Origin of the sequence: Streptomyces sp. NBC_00091 (assembly GCF_026343185.1) — a bacterium.
Classification (GTDB): Bacteria; Actinomycetota; Actinomycetes; order Streptomycetales; family Streptomycetaceae; genus Streptomyces.
Window position 1 is genome coordinate 4,101,684 of the sequence record NZ_JAPEMA010000001.1, and the last position, 19,450, is coordinate 4,121,133.

The window sequence follows — 19,450 nt, forward strand, 5'->3', positions numbered from 1 at the left end:
GTACCTGTGACGGACCTGACAGCCGCTGTCGCGTTAAGCCGTTTGTGAAGTGTCAGCCGCTGTCACTAGCCTGTTCGGCATGACTGATCAGATCACCCTCGCCAAGGAATCAGGCCCGTTACCGGCAGGCTCCGGGCTGCGCGGCCATCCCTGGCTCACCCTTGTCGCGGTGGCGATCGGCGTCATGGTCGTCACCCTCGACGGCACGATCGTCGCCGTCGCCAACCCCGCGATCCAGAAGGACCTCGGCGCCAGCCTCGCCGAGGTGCAGTGGATCACCAACGGCTACCTGCTGGCCCTCGCGGTCTCCCTGATCACCGCCGGCAAGCTCGGCGACCGCTTCGGGCACCGCCAGACCTTCCTCATAGGCATCGCCGGCTTCGCGCTCTCCTCGGCCGCGATCGGCCTGTCCACCGGGGTCGGGTCCGTCATCGGCTTCCGCGTCGCCCAGGGCCTCTTCGGCGCCCTGCTGATGCCCGCGGCCCTCGGCCTGCTGCGGGCCACCTTCCCCGCCGAGAAGCTCAACATGGCCATCGGCATCTGGGGCATGGTCATCGGCGCCTCGACCGCCGCCGGGCCCATCGTCGGCGGCCTGCTCGTCGAGCACGTCAGCTGGCAGTCCGTCTTCTTCGTCAACGTGCCGGTCGGCGCCGTCGCACTGCTCTTCGGCCTGTTCATCCTGCTCGACCACCGCGCCGAGAACGCCCCGCGCTCCTTCGACCTCGTGGGCATCGTGCTCCTGTCGGCCGCGATGTTCTCCCTGGTCTGGGCGCTCATCAAGGCCGCCGAGTGGGGCTGGGGCGACACCAGGACCCTGCTCTTCCTCGGCGCCTCCGTGCTGTGCTTCGCGCTCTTCGCCGTCTGGGAGACCAAGGTCTCCGAGCCGCTGATCCCGCTCGGCCTGTTCCGCTCGCTGCCGCTGTCCGCCGGCACCGTACTGATGGTCCTGATGGCCTTCGCCTTCATGGGCGGCCTGTTCTTCGTCACCTTCTACCTGCAGAACGTCCACGGCATGAGCCCGGTCGACAGCGGCCTGCGCCTGCTGCCGCTCACCGGCATGATGATCATCGGCTCGCCGCTGGCCGGCGCCGCCATCACCAAGATCGGCCCGCGGATCCCGCTCGTCGCCGGCATGGTCGCCACCGCCGCCGCCTGCTTCGGGATGGCCCGCCTCACCCCGGACACCGGCACCCTCACCATGTCGCTGTGGTTCGCCCTCCTCGGCCTCGGCCTCGCGCCCGTCATGGTCGGCGCCACCGAGGTCATCGTCGGCAACGCCCCGCTGGAGCTGTCCGGCGTAGCGGGCGGCCTCCAGCAGGCCGCCATGCAGGTCGGCGGCAGCCTCGGCACCGCCGTGCTCGGCGCGGTCATGGCCGCCAAGGTCAGTGACACTTTCGGGGACAACTGGCAGGGAGCGGGCCTGCCCCCGCTCACCCCCGAACAGCTCGACGAGGTCGAGAAGGGGGTCCAGGTCGGCATCGCCCCGGTCCCGCCCGGCGCCCCCGAGCAGGTGGCCCGGACCATCTCCACCGTCGCGCACGACACCTTCGTGTCCGGCATGAACACGGCCTTCACCTGCGCGGGAGTCGTCGCCGTCCTCGCGGCGATCGTGGCCTGCTTCACCAAGCGCGGCCAGAACGCCGAGGCCGGGGCGGGCGCGGGCCACATCTGAGCCGCCCGGAAAAGCGTTACGGGCAGGTCAACCGCACGCCCGACACAGCCCCGCCGGACGGTTCCGGCGGGGCTGTCGCCTATCCGGGTGGACCCGCCCGCGGCCCCTTCCGCCCGGCCGTCGCCACAGGTCAGCGTGGTGTCGACGGAGCGCCGGAAACGGTCCGGAGCCCGTCCGTCAACAAGGAGTTGACCCCGTCATGCGTACGTGGAGCACCGCACGCGTCACCACCCTCGCCGCCGCCCTGCTGGCCGCCGCCGCCCTCATCCCCGGCACCGCCACCGGCGCCCACGCCGCCGGCCCGCCTTGTGCCACGGGACAGCTGTGCCTGTGGACGAAACCGGAGTTCAAGGGAACCAAGCAGACCTACGACCTCAGCACCCTCGAGATCAACAGCTGCACGGCGCTGCCCGCCGGGACCTCCGGGAACTACCAGTCGCTGATCAACCGGACCGGGCGACCGGTCACCACGTACCAGTCGGCCGAGTGCGGGGAGACGGGCGAGTTCCAGACCTACCCGGGCGACGGGGTCTGGCTGCCCCAGTCCCCCTACCAGATCAAGGCGTTCAAGATCTGGGAGCGGTAGCCCCCTCCTGCTCGGCAGAGGCAGAGGCAGAGGCAGAGGCAGGGGCGGGGGCAGCCGCAGATCCGGCGGCCTGGGCGGGCATCACGCCCGGGCCGCCGCCGCCGCCCAGCAGCGCGACCTCGGCGCGCAGGGCCCGTACCTCCGCCTGGAGCTCCCGGATGGCCGCCAGCTGGAGCCGCTCCACCTGGTCGTCGCGTTCGAAACGGGCGATGAACCAGGCGGCGATGTTGGCGGTCACCACACCGAGCAGGGCGATCCCCGACAGCATCAGCCCGACCGCCAGCACCCGGCCCAGACCGGTGGTGGGGGAGTGGTCCCCGTACCCGACCGTGGTCATCGTGGTGAAGGACCACCACACCGCGTCGCCCAGGTTCTTGATGTTCCCCTCGGGGGCGTCCCGCTCCACGCTCAGCACCGCGAGGGAACCGAACATCAGCAGCCCGACCACGGCCCCGGCCACATAGGTGGTCAGCCGGACCTGCGGAGCCATCCGGGCCCGGCGCCCCACCAGCATCAAGGTGGCCACCAGCCGCAGCAGCCGCAGCGGCTGGACGAGCGGCAGCACCACCGCGGCCAGGTCCAGCCAGTGCGTCCGTACGAAACGCCTCCGGTCCGTCGTCAGGCCCAGGCGGACCAGGTAGTCCAGGGCGAAGGCCCCCCACACCACCCACTCCGCGTGGGTGCAGGCCCGGTGGACGCCCTCCCCCGCGTCGGGCACGACGATGGGCACGGCGTAGGCGACGGCGAAAGCCACGGCGAGCACCAGCAGGGGCACCTGCGTACGGCGCTCCCACCGCGCCTGGCGGGAGGGTTCCTTCATGCAGGAATCGTAAGGAACCGCCGAGGGGCGCTGGGACAGGTGTCCCAGCGCCCCCACGGAAGAGTGACCGCTACGCGTCGCCGCCCGCCGCGCCCGGGTCCGCGGCCGTGACGTCCAGCAGCTGGTACCGGTCCACCGCCTGCTTCAGCACCGAGCGGTCGACCTTCCCCTCACGGGCCAGCTCGGTCAGGGTCGCCAGGACCACCGACTGGGCGTCGATGTGGAAGAAGCGCCGCGCCGCGCCCCGCGTGTCGGCGAAGCCGAACCCGTCCGCGCCCAGCGAGGTGTACGTACCGGGCACCCAGCGCGAGATCTGGTCCGGCACCGCGCGCATCCAGTCCGAGACCGCCACGAACGGCCCCTCCGCACCCGACAGCTTCCGCGTCACGTACGGGACGCGCTGCTCCTCCTCCGGGTGGAGCAGGTTGTGCTCCTCCACGGCGACGGCCTCGCGGCGCAGCTCGTTCCAGGAGGTCGCCGACCAGACGTCCGCCTTGACGTTCCACTCGGCGGCCAGGATCCGCTGCGCCTCCAGCGCCCACGGCACTGCCACGCCCGAGGCCAGGATCTGCGCCCCGATGGCGCCCGAGGCGCCCCGCGACACCCGGTGGATGCCCTTGAGGATGCCGTCCACGTCGACGTCCGCCGGCTCGGCCGGGTGCTGGATCGGCTCGTTGTAGACCGTCAGGTAGTAGAAGACGTCCTCGGCCTCGGGCCCGTACATCCGCCGCAGACCGTCCTTGACGATGTGCGCGATCTCGTAGCCGTAGGCCGGGTCGTACGCGACGCAGCCCGGGTTGGTCGACGCCAGCAGCTGGGAGTGACCGTCGGCGTGCTGGAGACCCTCACCCGTCAGGGTGGTCCGGCCGGCGGTCGCACCCAGGACGAAACCGCGCGCCAGCTGGTCGGCCATCTGCCAGAACTGGTCACCGGTGCGCTGGAAACCGAACATCGAGTAGAAGACGTAGACCGGGATCAGCGGCTCGCCGTGCGTCGCGTACGCCGAACCCGCGGCGATCAGCGAGGCCGTGCAGCCCGCCTCCGAGATGCCGTCGTGCAGCATCTGGCCGGTCGGGGACTCCTTGTACGCGAGGAGCAGGTCGCGGTCGACCGCCTCGTACTGCTGCCCCAGCGGGTTGTAGATCTTGGCGCTCGGGAAGAAGGCGTCCATGCCGAAGGTGCGGTACTCGTCGGGCGCGATCAGCACGAAGCGCTTGCCGATCTCCTTGTCCCGCATCAGGTCCTTCAGGATGCGGACGAAGGCCATCGTGGTGGCGATCGACTGCTGGCCCGAGCCCTTCTTGGCGGTCGCGTACGCCTTGTCGTCCGGCAGCTGGAGCGGCTTGGCGCGCACCACGCGGGTCGGTACGTAGCCGCCGTGCGCGCTGCGCTGGTCGTGCATGTACTGGATCTCGGGGGAGTTGCGGCCCGGGTGGTAGTACGGCGGCGCGCCGTTCTCCAGCTGGGCGTCCGTGATCGGGATGTGCAGGCGGTCGCGGAAGCGCTTGAGGTCGTCGACCGTCAGCTTCTTCATCTGGTGCGTGGCGTTGCGGCCCTCGAAGTTCGGGCCCAGCGTCCAGCCCTTGACCGTCTGCGCCAGGATCACCGTCGGCTGGCCCTTGTGGGCCTTGGCCGCCGCGTAGGCCGCGTAGACCTTCTTGTGGTCGTGACCGCCGCGGCCCAGGTGCTGGATCTGGTAGTCGGTCATGTTCTCGACCATCGCGCGCAGCCGCTGGTCGCCGCCGAAGAAGTGCTCGCGGATGTACGCGCCGGATTCGGTGGCGTACGTCTGGAACTGCCCGTCCGGGGTGGAGTTCATCTTGTTGACCAGGATGCCGTCGCGGTCCTGGGCCAGCAGCGGGTCCCAGGAGCGGTCCCAGATCAGCTTGATGACGTTCCAGCCGGCGCCGCGGAACTGCGACTCCAGCTCCTGGATGATCTTGCCGTTGCCGCGCACCGGGCCGTCGAGGCGCTGGAGGTTGCAGTTCACGACGAAGGTCAGGTTGTCCAGGCCCTCGCGGGCGGCGATGGACAGCTGGCCCAGCGACTCCGGCTCGTCCATCTCGCCGTCGCCGAGGTACGCCCAGACGTGGGACTTGGAGGTGTCCGCGATCCCGCGCGCCTGCATGTACCGGTTCATCCGGGCCTGGTAGATCGCGCCGAGCGGGCCGAGGCCCATCGAGACGGTCGGGAACTCCCAGAAGTCCGGCATCAGCCGCGGGTGCGGGTAGCTCGACAGACCGTACGGGGCCTTCGACTTCTCCTGCCGGAACGCGTCGAGCTGCTGCTCGGAGAGCCGGTCCAGGAGGTAGGCGCGGGCGTAGATGCCGGGGGAGGCGTGGCCCTGGAAGAAGATCTGGTCGCCGCCGTCGCCCTCGTCCTTGCCCCGGAAGAAGTGGTTGAAGCCCACGTCGTAGAGGGAGGCGGAGGAGGCGAAGGTGGCGATGTGGCCGCCGACGCCGATCCCGGGGCGCTGCGCGCGCGAGACCATCACCGCGGCGTTCCAGCGCGTGGCGTTGAGGACCTTGCGCTCGATCTCCTCGTTGCCGGGGAAGAACGGCTCGTCCTTGGTGGCGATGGTGTTGACGTAGTCCGTGCTGCGCATCTCCGGCACGGCCACGCGCTTCTCGCGGGCCCGCTCGATCAGCCGCAGCATCAGGTAGCGGGCGCGCTCACGGCCCCGCTCGTCGACGGCGGCGTCCAGGGAGTCGAGCCATTCCTGGGTCTCCTCCGGATCGAAGTCCGGGACCTGGCTCGGAAGGCCGCCAATGATGATCGGGTTGCGATCGGATGCGGAAGCCACGCTGTTCCTTCGCTGTCGGGGGAGTCGTGCCTTGGGTCGCCGCCTCCCATGGTCTTACGCCCGGCCGCAATCTTCACCTCTACCGCTGGGTAACACCTGGAGCGGGGAAGGAGTCGCAGGGCCGGGCCGGACCGGTCCTGGGCGGGGGCCGGGCCAAATCGCAACCTTACGCCCAAGTCGATCAGCGGGTTCGTAAGGCCGTTCGTCCCTCAAACAGGTAGGAAAGTCCTCATGCGACGCCGAATGAGCTGGAATGGTGTGGGATGAATCACCGATGGTCCACGGGGGAAGCCTGAAAGTTGCGGCGAGACGGCCGTAATCGTCACCGTTTCGACGGTCTCGGCGGCCGGGTACTTGCGCGATCCGCCGCGCCCGTGTGGACTACGCCCAATGCTGCGCGTACGCGCGCCGCCGAAAGACATTCACCGAACATGAGCAGGAGGCACCCCGTGAGCGCGACCGCGGACCACGCGGAGAGCCTGGCCGCCCGGCTGGGTTTCCAGTCCGAACAGGTGGTCCAGGAGATCGGCTACGACGAGGACGTCGATCAGGAATTCCGTGACGGCGTCGAGAAGCTCGTCAGCGAACTCGCAGACGAGGACTACGACGACGTCGCCGACGCGGTGCTGTTGTGGTTCCGCGACGAGGACGGCGATCTGACGGACGCCCTGGTCGATGCGACCGAGCTGGTCGAGGACGGCGCACTGATCCTGCTGCTGACCCCCAAGACGGGCCGTGACGGCTACGTCGAGGCCAGCGACATCAGCGAGGCCGCCGAGACGGCCGGCCTGTCCCTCGCCAAGGGCCTGGCCATCGGCAAGGAGTGGACCTCCACCAAGCTGGTGACGCCGAAGGCCGCCAAGGCCAAGCGCTGAGCCTCGCCCCGCAGCCAAGCGGCACGCACACCCCGCCGACCGGGATCACCCCCGGTCGGCGGGGTGTGTGCGTTCGGCACGCAGATCCGGCCGGGTCCGCTCCGGTGCACGCGGCCGGACAACCCATAGGCTGGGGCTCACCCGAACGGTCCCGTGCGGGGACACAGGAAACGAAGGGATGCGAGAGATGGCGATCGAGGTCGGACACAAGGCCCCGGACTTCGAGCTCAAGGACAACCACGGCGCCACCGTGCGGCTCTCCGACTTCCGGGGGGAGAAGGCCGTGGTGCTGCTCTTCTACCCGTTCGCCTTCACCGGTGTCTGCACGGGCGAGCTGTGCGAGCTGCGCGACCAGCTGCCCCGGTTCCAGAACGACGACGTGCAGCTGCTGGCCGTCTCCAACGACTCGGTCCCGACCCTGCGGGTCTTCGCCGAGCAGGAGGGCCTGGACTACCCGCTGCTGTCCGACTTCTGGCCGCACGGCGAGACCTCCCGCGCGTACGGCGTCTTCGACGAGGACAAGGGCTGCGCGGTCCGCGGCACCTTCGTCATCGACAAGGACGGCATCGTGCGCTGGACCGTCGTCAACGGGCTGCCCGACGCGCGTGACCTGAACGAGTACATCAAGGCCCTCGACAGCCTCTGAGCTCCGGCCCCGGGAATCCCGCTGCGGACTCCGGCGGCAGGTTCCGTACGAAAACCGCCTGCGGGCGGGAACCCGTCACTAGGATCGGAACGTTGATCCGGTAGCAACCGCACGACGGGGCCCCGCCCCACACACTTACCAATGGAGGACCCGTGGGAGTCAGCCTCAGCAAGGGCGGCAACGTCTCGCTGACCAAGGCCGCGCCTAACCTGACGGCGGTCATCGTCGGTCTGGGCTGGGACGCTCGCACCACCACCGGAGTCGACTTCGACCTCGACGCCAGCGCGATCCTGACCAACGACCAGGGCAAGGTCGCCAACGACTCGAACTTCGTGTTCTTCAACAACCTGAAGAGCCCGGACGGCTCGGTCGAGCACACCGGTGACAACACCACCGGCGAGGGCGAGGGCGACGACGAGGCCATCAAGGTCAACCTCGCCGGCGTCCCGGCCGAGGTCGCCAAGATCGTCTTCCCGGTCTCGATCTACGAGGCCGAGGGTCGCCAGCAGAGCTTCGGCCAGGTCCGCAACGCCTACATCCGCGTCGTGAACCAGGCCGACAACACCGAGCTCGCCCGCTACGACCTCTCCGAGGACGCCTCGACCGAGACCGCCATGGTCTTCGGCGAGCTGTACCGCAACGGCGCGGAGTGGAAGTTCCGCGCCATCGGCCAGGGCTACGCCTCGGGCCTGCGCGGCATCGCGCAGGACTTCGGCGTCAACGTCTGAGCCGATACCAAGAGAAGTTCGTCCGTCCGGCGCCGTGCACCTCTGTGTACGGCGCCGGACCGGCTTTGCCACCATGAGCGGGTGGCTCGGCCACCACCACCACGTCGTCCGGGGAGGACCACATCATGGGCGTCACACTCGCCAAGGGGGGCAACGTCTCCCTGTCCAAGGCCGCACCGAACCTCACCCGGGTTCTGATCGGTCTCGGATGGGACGCGCGCTCGACCACGGGGGCGGACTTCGACCTCGACGCCAGCGCGCTGCTGTGCAACAGCGGCCGGGTGCTGGGGGACGCGTACTTCGTCTTCTACAACAACCTCAAGAGCCCCGAGGGCTCCGTCGAACACACCGGGGACAACCTCACCGGCGAGGGTGAAGGCGACGACGAGTCGATCATCATCGACCTCACGAAGGTCCCCGCCCAGGTCGACAAGATCGTCTTTCCGGTCTCGATTCACGAGGCGGACTCCCGCCGGCAGAGCTTCGGCCAGGTGAGCAATGCCTTCATCCGCGTGGTGAACATGGCCGACGACCAGGAACTGGCCCGCTACGACCTGACCGAGGACGCCTCCAGCGAGACCGCGATGATCTTCGGCGAGGTCTACCGGTACGGCGGCGAATGGAAGTTCCGTGCGGTAGGGCAGGGGTACGCGTCGGGGCTCCGCGGCATCGCTCTAGACTTCGGGGTCAACGTTTCGTAAAGCCGTACAAGACGATGGGGTGCCAGTGGTTCTCAAAACCTTCGGCTGGTCGTTCGCAGTCACTGCGCTCGGTCTGGTCGCAGCGGTGTTCTACGGGGGGTGGACCGGATTCGGGATCGTGGCGATCCTGTCCATCCTCGAGATCTCGCTGTCTTTCGACAACGCGGTGGTCAACGCCGGAATCCTGAAGAAGATGAATGCCTTCTGGCAGAAGATCTTCCTCACCGTCGGTGTCCTCATCGCCGTGTTCGGCATGCGCCTGGTCTTCCCCGTCGTCATCGTGGCCATCAGCGCCAAGATCGGGCCCATCGAGGCCGTCGATCTCGCGATGACCGACAAGGACATGTACAAGCAGCTGGTCACGGACGCTCACCCGTCCATTGCCGCCTTCGGTGGCATGTTCCTGCTGATGATCTTCCTCGACTTCATCTTCGAGGACCGTGACATCAAGTGGCTCGCCTGGCTCGAGCGCCCGCTCGCCAAGCTCGGCAAGATCGACATGCTGTCCGCGTGCATCGCGCTGATCGTCCTGGTCATCACCTCGATGACCTTCGCCGCCAACGCCCACCAGCACGGCGGCACCCACGTGGACAAGGCGCAGACCGTCCTGATCTCCGGTGTCCTCGGCCTGATCACCTACATGATCGTCGGCGGTCTCTCCGGCTACTTCGAGAACAAGCTGGAGGAAGAGGAGGAAGCCGAGCACGAGGCGGAGGAAGCGGCCAAGAAGAGCGGCAAGCCCGTCTCGGCCGTGGCCATGGCCGGCAAGGCCGCCTTCTTCATGTTCCTCTACCTCGAGGTCCTCGACGCCTCCTTCTCCTTCGACGGGGTCATCGGCGCCTTCGCCATCACCAACGACATCGTGCTCATGGCCCTCGGCCTCGGTATCGGCGCGATGTACGTCCGGTCGCTCACGGTCTACCTGGTCCGCCAGGGCACCCTCGACGACTACGTCTACCTGGAGCACGGCGCGCACTACGCGATCGGCGCCCTCGCCGTGATCCTGCTCGTCACCATCCAGTACGAGATCCACGAGGTCATCACCGGCCTCGTCGGTGTCTTGCTCATCGCCTGGTCGTTCTGGTCCTCGGTGCGCCGCAACAAGCGGCTGGCCGCGGGCGGCGGCGACAGTGCCGCAGAAGTCGGCGCCGGGGTGTGACCCGGCCCTGATTGCGGAACGCTTGCAGTAACGACGGGGCGGCCGCGCGGATCCACTGGACCGCGCGGCCGCCCTGCCGCATTTTCCGGTGCACGGACCGACCTGGGGGGTTGGGACATGGGGTTCTTCGACGGCATCAGGGGCGCTCGCGCCATGGGCTTCGACTCGGGCAACGCCTCGTCGAACGCCATCGAGCTGACCAAACGGCGTCCGACGGTGTCGCTCACCAAACAGCAGGCGGTCCACGGCAACATGCGCGTGAACCTCTCCTGGCGGATGCGGACCTCCGACTTCGGCGGCCGTTCCGGCCAGAGCGGCCAGCTCTTCCGGCACCCGTTCAAACTGTTCAAGCCCGACATGGTCCAGGCCCACACCCAGGGCATGGTCAACGTGGACCTGGACATGGGCTGCCTGTACGAGCTGACCGACGGCACCCGGGGCGCCGTACAGCCCCTGGGCAACCTGCTCGGGGACCTCAACGACCCGCCGTACGTGAAGCTGAGCGGCGACGACCGGTTCGGCTCGGGCTCGGGGGAGACCCTCTACATCAACCTCGACCACGCCGCCGACATCAAACGGCTCCTGGTCTTCGTCTACATCTACGACCAGACCCCGGCCTTCGACCGGACCCACGCCCTGGTCACCCTCTTCCCGACCGCCGGGCCGAGGATCGAGATCCCGCTGGACGAGCGGCACCCGCAGGCCCGCTCCTGCGCGGTCCTCTCCCTGGAGAACGTCAAGGGCGAGCTGATTGTCCGCCGCGAGGTGAAGTTCGTATACGGGTTCCAGGCCGAGCTGGACCGGCTGTACGGCTGGGGGCTCCAGTGGGGGCGGGGCTACAAGAGCAGCAAGGCCTGAGCCCGGCCCCCACCCCCGCCCGGGGCCGCCGCCGGGCGCTCAGCGGCGGATGAACTGCGGGCCCTGCACCGGCAGCCGGAAGGACGGATCCCCGCCCGGAGCCGGCACCGGGGCCGGGGACACCGGCTGCGGGTACCCGTAGGCGGGCTGGGCGGCCGGCGGGGCCTGGGTGGGCGGGGCCGCCACCGGCGGGCGCATGGCCGCGGTCTGCTCGGCGCCCGGCCCGGCGGCCGGGGCGCTCGAGGGGCCCGAGGCGTTCGGGGCCGGCTCCGGCGCGGTCCCCTCCGCCCCGGCGGCGTTCTCGTCGACGGAGATCCCGTGGTCGGTGGCCAGCCCCACCAGTCCGTTGGAGTAGCCCTCGCCCAGGGCGCGGAACTTCCACCCCTCGCCCCGGCGGTACAGCTCCCCGCAGATCAGCGCCGTCTCGGCGCCCGTCTCGGGCCGGACGTCGAAGTGGGCCAGCGGCTCGGGGCCGCCGCCCGGGGTGGCGTCGTACAGCATGATCCGCAGGTCGATGACCTGCTCGAAGGGCACGTCCTCGGCGGAGGCCACCACCAGGACCCGGTCCACGACCGCGGGCACGGCCCGCAGGTCCGCCTGGACCGCGTCCGTGACCCCGTCGCCGAGCTGTTTCTTGCCCAGACGCCAGACGGACCCCGAAGGATGCCGGGGCTGGTTGTAGAACACGAAGTCCTCGTCCGAGCGCACGCGCCCGTCCGCGCCCACGAGCAGCGCCGAGGCGTCCACGTCCGGCACCTCGGGCCCGGTGGTCCAGCGCAGCACCGCCCGGACCGCCGTGGCGGTCACCGGGATGTTGGAGCCCTTCTGCATCGCGTGCGTCATGCCCGTCATCCTGCCCTCCCGGACACGACCTGGACAATGCGGCCCCCCGTAGGGCCTTGTCCCCGGAGCGAGACCTGGGCATGGTGCAAGAGGGTTACCGGAACTTCATGTGCTTGAGGAACTCTTGACTCGTGTTCGTACGTACTATTACCGGCCACGCCAGTTGGGCCGCCGAGGCAGTACGGGGGAAGCACATGCGTCACTTCGGGCATATATCGCCCACGGTCCGCAAGGACCTCTTCCACCAGGAACCGGCCGAATTCACCCTGGCCTCCCCGGCCCGCACCCTGGCCGCCGCGCTCGGAGCCACCCTCTACAGCCCGGCCGTCCGGCCCACCCTGGCCGCCGACATCCGCAAACAGGCCGCCCGCGGAGTCGTCTCCATGGTCCTCTGCCTGGAGGATTCCATCAGCGACGCCGAGGTCGTGGGCGGCGAGGAGAACCTCGTCCGGCAGTTCGCGGCCCTCGACGCCGACGGGGCCGGCCCCTCCGGGCTCCCGCTCCTCTTCATCCGCGTCCGCACCCCCGAGCAGATACCCGACCTCGTGCACCGGCTCGGCGGCTCGGTGCGCAACCTGGCCGGATTCGTACTTCCCAAGTTCACGGAAAGCCGCGGAACGGCCTTCCTGGACGCTGTCGCCCACGCCGAGGCCACCGCCGGACTGCCCCGCCTGTATGCCATGCCGGTCCTGGAGACCCCCGACCTCCTCCACCTCGAGACCCGGGTCGAAGCCCTCGCCGGCATCTCGCGCACCGTCAACCGCTACCGCGAGCGGGTCCTGGCCCTGCGCCTGGGCGTCACCGACTTCTGCTCCGTGTACGGACTGCGCCGCACCCCCGACATGACCGCGTACGACGTCCAGATCGTGGCCGGTGTCATCGCCGACGTGGTCAACGTCCTCAGCCGCGCCGACGGGACCGGCTTCACCGTCACCGGCCCCGTCTGGGAGTACTTCCGCAGCCAGCAGCGCCTCTTCAAGCCGCAGCTGCGCCGCAGCCCCTTCCTGGCTGAGGGCGTGGAGGAACTGCGCACCGCGCTGATCGAGCACGACCTGGACGGACTGCTGCGCGAGATCGAACTCGACCGCGCCAACGGACTGCTGGGCAAGACCTGCATCCACCCCGCCCACGTCACCCCGGTGCACGCGCTGTCGGTGGTCTCCCACGAGGAGTTCAGCGACGCCCAGGACATCCTGCGCCCCGAGCGCGACGGCGGTGGAGTGATGCGCTCCGCCTACACGAACAAGATGAACGAGGTGAAGCCCCACCGGGCCTGGGCCGAGCGCACCATGCTGCGCGCCGAGGTCTTCGGTGTGGCGAAGGAGGAGGTCGGCTTCGTCGACCTCCTGACGGCCGGGCTCCAGGTGTGAGCCGGCTGGCCATGACGAGGAAGGGCAAGAAGATCGACACGGTGTGGTCGGGAACCTGGGTCGCCGAGCGGCTGGGCGTGGACCTGAGCCAAGCCGCCGCAGAGGGGCCGCCGCAGCTGAAGGAGCTGCTCGGGCTGGCCCTGCGGCGCAATCCGAAGCGGGCGCACCTGCTGGTCTCACGGGTACTGGGCAAGCACGTCCCGCAGTCGCCCGAGGCCGTGTACGCCGCCGGCCACGGGCTCGGCGTACGGGTCCGCGCGCTGCTCGGGGACCGCGCCGGCTCCGCGGTGGTGCTCGGCTACGCCGAAACCGCCACCGGGCTCGGCCACTGCGTCGCCGACGGACTGGGACCCGCCCCCTACCTGCACTCCACGCGCCGCCCGGTGCCGGGGCTGCGACCGGCCGGCGGTTTCGAGGAGGCCCATTCGCACGCCACCTCGCACCTGCTGCTGCCCGAGGACCCGGAGCTGCTGGCGGGCGACGGGCCGCTGGTCCTCGTCGACGACGAGTTCTCCACCGGCAACACGGTCCTGAACACCATCCGCGACCTCCACGCCCGCCACCCCCGCGCGCACTACGTGGTGGTCGCCCTCGTCGACATGCGCTCGGCCGGCGACCGCGACCGGCTCACCGCCTTCGCCGCCGAACTGGGCGCGCGCGTGGACCTGATCGCCCTGGCCTCCGGGACGGTCTCCCTCCCGGAGGGGGTACTGGCCAAGGGGCAGGCGCTGGTCGAGGAGTACGAGGGGGCCGGCGCCGAGAGCGGTGTCGCAGCCCCGGCCGACGACCCGCAGCCCGTCACCCGCGTCCCGCTCGACTGGCCCGCCGGGCTGCCGGACGGCGGCCGCCACGGCTTCACCCCGGAACACCGGGCCCGGCTGGAGGCCAAGCTTCCGGCCATGGCCGCCCGGCTCGCGGACGCGCTCGGTGAGCGGCCCGGGAGGGTCCTCGTACTCGGCAACGAGGAGCTGATGTACGCGCCGCTGCGCCTCGCGCGGGCCCTGGAGGAGTCCGGGGCGGCCGGCGAGGTGCGGTTCTCCACCACCACCCGCTCGCCCGTGCTCGCCGTGGACGACCCCGGCTACGCCATCCGCACCCGGCTCGTCTTCCCCGCGCACGACGCCCCCGCCGACGGGCTCGGCGACCGTTACGCCTACAACGTCGCGGGGGCCGGCTTCGACACCGTCGTCGCCGTCGTCGACTCCGCCGGGGACACGCCCGAGCTGCACGCGGGACTGCTCGCCCGGCTGGCCCCGCACACCGGCCGCGTCGTGCTGGCCGTCGTCCCGTCCTACGTACCCGACCGGCAGGAGCCGACCATGCCCGAGCCGCTGCCGCCCGAGCTGCCGCTGGCCGAACCGCAGCCGGCCGAACCGCAGCTGCCCGAACCGCGGCTGGCCGAACCGCTGCGGGGCCCGGACTTCTCCTCGTACGCCCCCGAGGACGTCGGCTGGCTCCTCCAGGACCTCTCCGACGTCCGGCTGGAGGCCCCGACCGAGGAGCGCGAGGAGGCCATCCAGGCCGGCGGCGCGCACTACGCCGAGTCCCTGCCCGTCGAGTACCAGCCCTCGCCGCAGTACCAGGAGCTGTACCGGAGCGCGCTGACCGCCTCGGCGGCCCGTATCGCCCGCGCCGTCGGCACCGTCACCGAGACCGTGCTCGCCGAGCGCTCCCCGTCCCCCGTACTGGTCTCCCTGGCCCGCGCCGGCACCCCCGTCGGCGTGCTGATGCGCCGCTGGGCCCGCGCCCGGCACGGCCTGGACCTGCCGCACTACGCCGTCTCCATCGTGCGCGGCCGGGGCATCGACCCCAACGCCCTGCGCTGGCTCGCCGCCCACCACGACCCGGCCGACGTGGTCTTCGTCGACGGCTGGACCGGCAAGGGCGCCATCACCCGCGAACTGCGCGAGGCCCTCCTCCCGTTCCCCGGCTTCAACCCGGAGATCGTCGTCCTCGCCGACCCCGGCTCCTGCGTGGAGACTTACGGCACCCGCGAGGACTTCCTGATCCCCTCCGCCTGCCTCAACTCCACCGTGTCCGGACTCGTCTCGCGTACGGTGCTCAGGTCCGACCTGGTCGGTCCCGCCGACTTCCACGGTGCGAAGTTCTACCGCGAGCTGGCCGGAGCCGATGTCTCCGAGGCCTTCGTCGACACCGTCGCCGCCCGCTTCGGCGAGGTCGCCGACGCCGTGGCCGCCGAGGTCAAGGAGCTGCTGGCCGCCGACCGCACCCCCACCTGGGTGGGCTGGGCGGCGGTGGAGCGGATCAGCGAGGAGTACGGCATCCACGACGTGAACCTGGTCAAGCCCGGCGTCGGCGAGACGACGCGGGTGCTGCTGCGCCGCGTGCCCTGGAAGATCCTGGCGCAGCGCGGAGCCGGCTCCGACCTGGACCACGTACGGCTGCTCGCCGAGCAGCGCGGGGTGCCGGTCGAGGAGGTCGACGACCTGCCCTACACGTGCGTGGGACTCATCCACCCCCGCTTCACACGCGGCGCCACGGGCGCCGACGGAAAGGCTGTGGCCGCCAAGTGACCCGCCCCACGACTGTCCTCGTAGCCAGTGACCTCGACCGTACGCTCATCTACTCGTCGGCCGCCCTCGGGCTGACCATGCCCGACCCCCAGGCCCCCCGGCTGCTGTGCGTCGAGGTGCACGAGAGCAAGCCGCTGTCCTACATGACGGAGACGGCGGCGGGGCTGCTGGCGTCGCTGGCCGCCGACCCGTCGGCGGTCTTCGTTCCGACCACCACCCGCACGCGCAAGCAGTACCAGCGCATCCGCTTCCCCGGGCCCCCGGCCCGGTACGCGATCTGCGCCAACGGCGGACAGCTGCTGGTGGACGGCGTGCCGGACCGGGACTGGCGGCGCGCGGTCGCCGGACGCCTCGCGGAGGAATGCGCCCCGCTGGAGGAGGTGCACCAGCACCTGCTGGCCGTGTCCGACCCGGCGTGGCTGCGCAAGACGCGCGTGGCGGAGGACCTCTTCGTGTACCTGGTCGTCGAGCGGGCGCTGGTCCCGGACGAGTGGCTCAAGGCCCTGACGGAGTGGTCCGAGGCCCGGGGCTGGACGATCTCGCTCCAGGGCCGCAAGATCTACGCCGTCCCGCGCCCGCTGACCAAGAGCGCCGCGATGCGGGAGGTGGCCCGGCGTACCGGAGCGACCACCACCCTGGCCGCCGGCGACTCGCTGCTGGACGCCGACCTGCTGCTGGCGGCGGACCGCGCCTGGCGGCCGGGGCACGGCGAGCTGGCCGACGCGGGCTGGACGGCGCCCTCGGTGACGGCCCTCGGCACGGCCGGAGTGCTGGCGGGGGAGGAAATCGTCCGGGAATTCGGCCGGGCGGTTGCGACACTGACCGCATGACCAAGGGCAACAGCACCAAGATCACCGACGAGCTCTACCAGTACGTCCTGGCGCACAACCCCCCGCTGGACGAGGTCCAGCGGGGGGTCGTGGCGACCACCTGGGAGAAGTTCCCCGAGTCGGCCGGCATGCAGTCCGCGGAGGAACAGGGACCGCTGCTGGCCTTCCTGGTCCGGCTGACCGGTGCGCGGCACATCGTGGAGCTGGGCACCTTCACCGGCTTCTCGGCCCTGTCCATGGCCCAGGCCCTCCCGGCCGACGGGCGCCTGATCACCTGTGACGTGTCGCAGGAGTGGACGGCGTACGGCCGCGAGGCCTGGGCGGCGGCGGGCGTCGCGGACCGCATCGACCTGCGCATCGCCCCTGCCCTGGAGACGCTGCGCGCCATGCCGGCGGAGCCGCACATCGACATGGCCTACATCGACGCGGACAAGCAGAACCAGATCCTCTACTGGGAGGAACTGGTGCCGAGGATGCGTCCGGGCGGGCTGATCGTCACCGACAACACCCTGTTCCACGGGACGGTCCTCGACGAGTCGCCCACCGGCAGGGGAGCGAGCGTCCGCGCGTTCAACGAGCACGTCGCGGCGGACGCCCGCATGGATTCCGTCCTGCTGGCGATCTCGGACGGCCTGACCCTCTCGCGCAAGCGCTGAGAGCTGGCCCCGGCGCGGGCCCCGGCGCGGGCCTCAGCCGCAGCCGCCGCCACCGCAGCAGCCCCCGCCCCCGCCGCCGCCCATCGCCCGGGCGGGCGCGGGGGCACTGCCGGTACCGCCGACGGCGACGGCGGAGAGCAGCTTGACGGTGTCGGCGTGCCCGGCGGGGCAGTCGGCGGGCGCGGAGGACTCGGCCATCGGCCGGCTGACCTCAAAGGTGTCGTCGCAGGTCCGGCAGCGGAATTCGTAACGAGGCATGCGCACAGGCTACGCAGTGGGGCGGCCGGACCGGAATCCCTCGCGGATCCGCGTCTCGCGCGCCGCCTGCTCGGGGTGGCGGGCGCGCCAGTACGGATTGTCGTGCGGCAGGGCGCTGCCCACCCGCCCGTACATCCCGAACCACATCAGCATCACGCCGACGACGAAGCTGAACAGGACGTTCTGGATCCGGAAGGCCAGGAAGTTCAGGCCGGTGTCCAGCAGGGCGAGATTGACGAACCCGCTCACGATGAACGCCACCCCGAGCACGATGTTCAGGGTGGAGGCGAAGGTTCCGCCGATCACCATCCCGGCGAACAGCAGTCCGCCGATGCAGATCGACAGGACGCTCAGCGCGCCGTTGGTGTTCAGGGCGAGCACGGTGTCCCCGCCGGTGTCGAAGAACCCGATCCGGTCGATCAGCCCCAGGATGCCGAAGGCGATCAGCAGCAGCCCGGTCAGTCCGGCGCCGACCCGGTAGATCTTGCTGAGCTTGTGGTCGGCCGGCAGGTGCTCGTCGAGGCGTGCGTTGACGGGATTGAGCATGTGGCCCAGCAGCCTGCGGGAGACCGGTGGTGGTTCGTGGCTCGGATAGGGCTCATGGGCCACGTACGGCGCGTAGTGCTCATGGGGCTCGGTGCACCCGTACGCCGCATGGGGCACGTAGGACTTCTGCGGCACAGGCCGTGCCTGGCGCGCGCGGTGCATCCGATGCATGCGAGGCCTGTGGAAAGCGTGGGCAGCCATACCGCCCTCCTCTGCTCCGTTACCGGAACCTCCAGCATCCATCGATGCCCGCCCCCGGACAACTCCTGCCCTATCCGGCGGCGCGCTGGTCCCGGATGTCCGCCACCACCCGGCCCACCGCCGTCCGGACCTCCTCCATCTCCCCCAGGAAGTGCCAGTAGTCCGGATGCCGCCCCTCCAGCCCGGCCAGCGCCCGCTCCATCCGCGCCACCGACTCGTCCAGCGGCCGCGCGTGCCGCGGATCGGGCACGCTCCGGCCGGCCATCGCCAGCCGCTGCGCGTCCCGGATCGCGAAGCGCGTCCGCTCCACCTCCGCCTTCGGATCCCGCGCCACCGCCTCCAGCCGCGTGAGCCGGTCCTGCGCGGCCGACACCGCCTCGTCGGTCGCGTCCAGCGCGGCCCGTACCGCCTCGACCAGTGCCGATACGTCGGCCCAGCGCTGTTCCTCCCGCGCCCGGCCGGCCTCCCCGAGCCGGTCCTCCGCCTGCGCGACATCCCGTACCGCCTGGTCGGGGACGTGCTGGAGGTCCTGCCAGCAGGCCGCACTGAACCGGCGGCGCAACTCGCTGAGCACCGGATCCACCCGGTCCGCCCGGTTGCGGAGCGCCTGCGCCCGGGTCCGCAGACTCACCAGCCGCCGGTCGATCTCCGCCGCCCGCTCCGGCAGCCGCGTCGCCTCGGCCCGTATCGCCTCCGCGTCGCGCAGGATCCGGTCGGCGCGCTGCACGGTCGCCTGCACCCCGTGCAGGGCCGCCCCCTGGTTCAGCTTCGTCAGCTCCGGCCCCAGCGCCGCCAGCCGCGCCGCCAGATCATCGGCCCGCATCCCCTGGGCCCGTACGGCGTCCAGCGCGTGGCTCGCCGCCAGCAGCGCCGCCTTCGCCCGCTCCCGGGCCGGCGCGACCCGCGCCAGCTGCGTCTCCGCCTTGTCCAGCAGCGGCTGCAGCCCCTGCGCGAACCGCTCCAGCTCCCCCTTGACCCGCACCAGCTCGTCCCGCGCCCGGGTCAGCTGCTCCCGCGCCTGCGCGGCGACGGAACCCTCCAGGTCGACCCGGTCCAGGTCGTGCGCGTCGACCGCCTCGATGTACACGTGGCTGACCTGGTCGATCCGCCGCCCGAGCGCCGCGAACCCCTCGGTGGCCTGCCGCGCGGCCGGCGACCCATCGGCCGCGGCGATGGTCTCGATCGAGATCCGCAGATCCCGCTGCGCCGTGTCCAGCTCGTAGAACGCGGCCGCGGCGGCATCCTTCGCCGCCTGCGCATCCGCCCGCCGACTCTCGTCCCGCCCGCCGAACCACCGCCGGGATGCCGTCGTCACAATCCCTCTCCCGTGCCGCGTCCGCCATGCCCCGGTCCATTCTCCCCCA

At 70.8% G+C, this 19,450-nt stretch carries 18 protein-coding genes; 12 read left to right on the forward strand and 6 right to left on the reverse strand.

Annotation, left to right across the window (positions count from 1 at the left end; translation table 11 throughout):
- Positions 1-79: 79 nt before the first annotated feature.
- Both OOK34_RS18880 and OOK34_RS18885 read left to right on the forward strand, forming a co-directional pair.
- Positions 80-1,672, forward strand: a complete 1,593-nt coding sequence (locus tag OOK34_RS18880; protein WP_267035029.1) for an MFS transporter — start codon at positions 80-82, stop codon at positions 1,670-1,672.
- A gap of 199 nt (positions 1,673-1,871) precedes the next feature.
- The gene (locus OOK34_RS18885) at positions 1,872-2,258 is read left to right on the forward strand and encodes a peptidase inhibitor family I36 protein (RefSeq protein ID WP_267035030.1); all 387 of its coding nucleotides are present in this window, start codon (positions 1,872-1,874) and stop codon (positions 2,256-2,258) included.
- Here the strand turns inward: OOK34_RS18885 and OOK34_RS18890 are convergent.
- Positions 2,239-3,078 (reverse strand): potassium channel family protein, encoded by an 840-nt coding sequence (locus tag OOK34_RS18890; RefSeq protein WP_267035031.1) that lies wholly within the window; start codon positions 3,076-3,078, stop codon positions 2,239-2,241. The genes OOK34_RS18885 and OOK34_RS18890 overlap by 20 nt on opposite strands.
- Positions 3,079-3,148: 70 nt before the next feature.
- Positions 3,149-5,881 carry a pyruvate dehydrogenase (acetyl-transferring), homodimeric type gene (gene aceE / locus OOK34_RS18895; protein ID WP_267035032.1) on the reverse strand — a complete coding sequence of 911 codons (2,733 nt, stop codon included), beginning with the start codon at positions 5,879-5,881 and terminating at the stop codon, positions 3,149-3,151.
- Between the two features lie 449 nt (positions 5,882-6,330).
- Between aceE and OOK34_RS18900 the strand changes: the two genes are divergently transcribed.
- The 6 genes from OOK34_RS18900 (at position 6,331) to OOK34_RS18925 (ending at position 10,848) form a co-directional block, all read left to right on the forward strand.
- On the forward strand, positions 6,331-6,756 hold the full coding sequence (locus OOK34_RS18900; RefSeq protein ID WP_267035033.1) for a DUF3052 domain-containing protein: 426 nt from the start codon (positions 6,331-6,333) through the stop codon (positions 6,754-6,756).
- A gap of 187 nt (positions 6,757-6,943) precedes the next feature.
- Complete coding sequence (locus OOK34_RS18905; protein WP_267036810.1) at positions 6,944-7,402, forward strand: peroxiredoxin; 459 nt, start codon at positions 6,944-6,946, stop codon at positions 7,400-7,402.
- Positions 7,403-7,554: 152 nt separating this feature from the next.
- Complete coding sequence (locus tag OOK34_RS18910; RefSeq protein WP_267035034.1) at positions 7,555-8,130, forward strand: TerD family protein; 576 nt, start codon at positions 7,555-7,557, stop codon at positions 8,128-8,130.
- Positions 8,131-8,255: 125 nt separating this feature from the next.
- Positions 8,256-8,831, forward strand: coding sequence for a TerD family protein (locus OOK34_RS18915; protein ID WP_267035035.1), 576 nt, complete (start codon positions 8,256-8,258; stop codon positions 8,829-8,831).
- 25 nt (positions 8,832-8,856) lie between these two features.
- Positions 8,857-9,990, forward strand: a complete 1,134-nt coding sequence (locus OOK34_RS18920) for a DUF475 domain-containing protein (RefSeq protein WP_267035036.1) — start codon at positions 8,857-8,859, stop codon at positions 9,988-9,990.
- A gap of 117 nt (positions 9,991-10,107) precedes the next feature.
- Positions 10,108-10,848, forward strand: a complete 741-nt coding sequence (locus OOK34_RS18925) for a Tellurium resistance (RefSeq protein WP_267035037.1) — start codon at positions 10,108-10,110, stop codon at positions 10,846-10,848.
- 39 nt (positions 10,849-10,887) lie between these two features.
- On the opposite strand, the gene OOK34_RS18930 is transcribed toward OOK34_RS18925, so the two are convergent.
- The gene (locus OOK34_RS18930; RefSeq protein WP_267035038.1) at positions 10,888-11,691 is read right to left on the reverse strand and encodes a TerD family protein; all 804 of its coding nucleotides are present in this window, start codon (positions 11,689-11,691) and stop codon (positions 10,888-10,890) included.
- A 194-nt stretch (positions 11,692-11,885) separates the two neighbouring features.
- Here OOK34_RS18930 and OOK34_RS18935 point away from each other — a divergent pair, with 194 nt between their 5' ends.
- From OOK34_RS18935 to OOK34_RS18950, 4 genes are read left to right on the forward strand one after another with little or no spacing between them, the layout of a single operon-like run.
- A complete protein-coding gene (locus tag OOK34_RS18935; protein ID WP_267035039.1) occupies positions 11,886-13,061 on the forward strand; it encodes an HpcH/HpaI aldolase/citrate lyase family protein in 1,176 nt (391 codons plus the stop codon).
- A gap of 11 nt (positions 13,062-13,072) precedes the next feature.
- Positions 13,073-15,595, forward strand: a complete 2,523-nt coding sequence (locus tag OOK34_RS18940; protein WP_267035040.1) for a phosphoribosyltransferase — start codon at positions 13,073-13,075, stop codon at positions 15,593-15,595.
- Complete coding sequence (locus OOK34_RS18945) at positions 15,592-16,425, forward strand: HAD family hydrolase (protein ID WP_267035041.1); 834 nt, start codon at positions 15,592-15,594, stop codon at positions 16,423-16,425. The genes OOK34_RS18940 and OOK34_RS18945 overlap by 4 nt, the downstream gene beginning before the upstream one ends.
- Entirely contained in the window at positions 16,422-17,081 is a 660-nt protein-coding gene (locus OOK34_RS18950) for an O-methyltransferase (RefSeq protein WP_267035042.1), read from the forward strand. The genes OOK34_RS18945 and OOK34_RS18950 overlap by 4 nt, the downstream gene beginning before the upstream one ends.
- 33 nt (positions 17,082-17,114) lie before the next feature.
- On the opposite strand, the gene OOK34_RS18955 is transcribed toward OOK34_RS18950, so the two are convergent.
- From OOK34_RS18955 to OOK34_RS18965, 3 genes are all read right to left on the reverse strand, one after another.
- Positions 17,115-17,339 (reverse strand): zinc ribbon domain-containing protein, encoded by a 225-nt coding sequence (locus tag OOK34_RS18955; protein ID WP_267035043.1) that lies wholly within the window; start codon positions 17,337-17,339, stop codon positions 17,115-17,117.
- A gap of 9 nt (positions 17,340-17,348) precedes the next feature.
- The gene (locus OOK34_RS18960) at positions 17,349-17,885 is read right to left on the reverse strand and encodes a DUF4383 domain-containing protein (RefSeq protein ID WP_267036811.1); all 537 of its coding nucleotides are present in this window, start codon (positions 17,883-17,885) and stop codon (positions 17,349-17,351) included.
- A gap of 271 nt (positions 17,886-18,156) precedes the next feature.
- The gene (locus OOK34_RS18965) at positions 18,157-19,401 is read right to left on the reverse strand and encodes a hypothetical protein (protein ID WP_267035044.1); all 1,245 of its coding nucleotides are present in this window, start codon (positions 19,399-19,401) and stop codon (positions 18,157-18,159) included.
- Positions 19,402-19,450 lie beyond the last annotated feature (49 nt).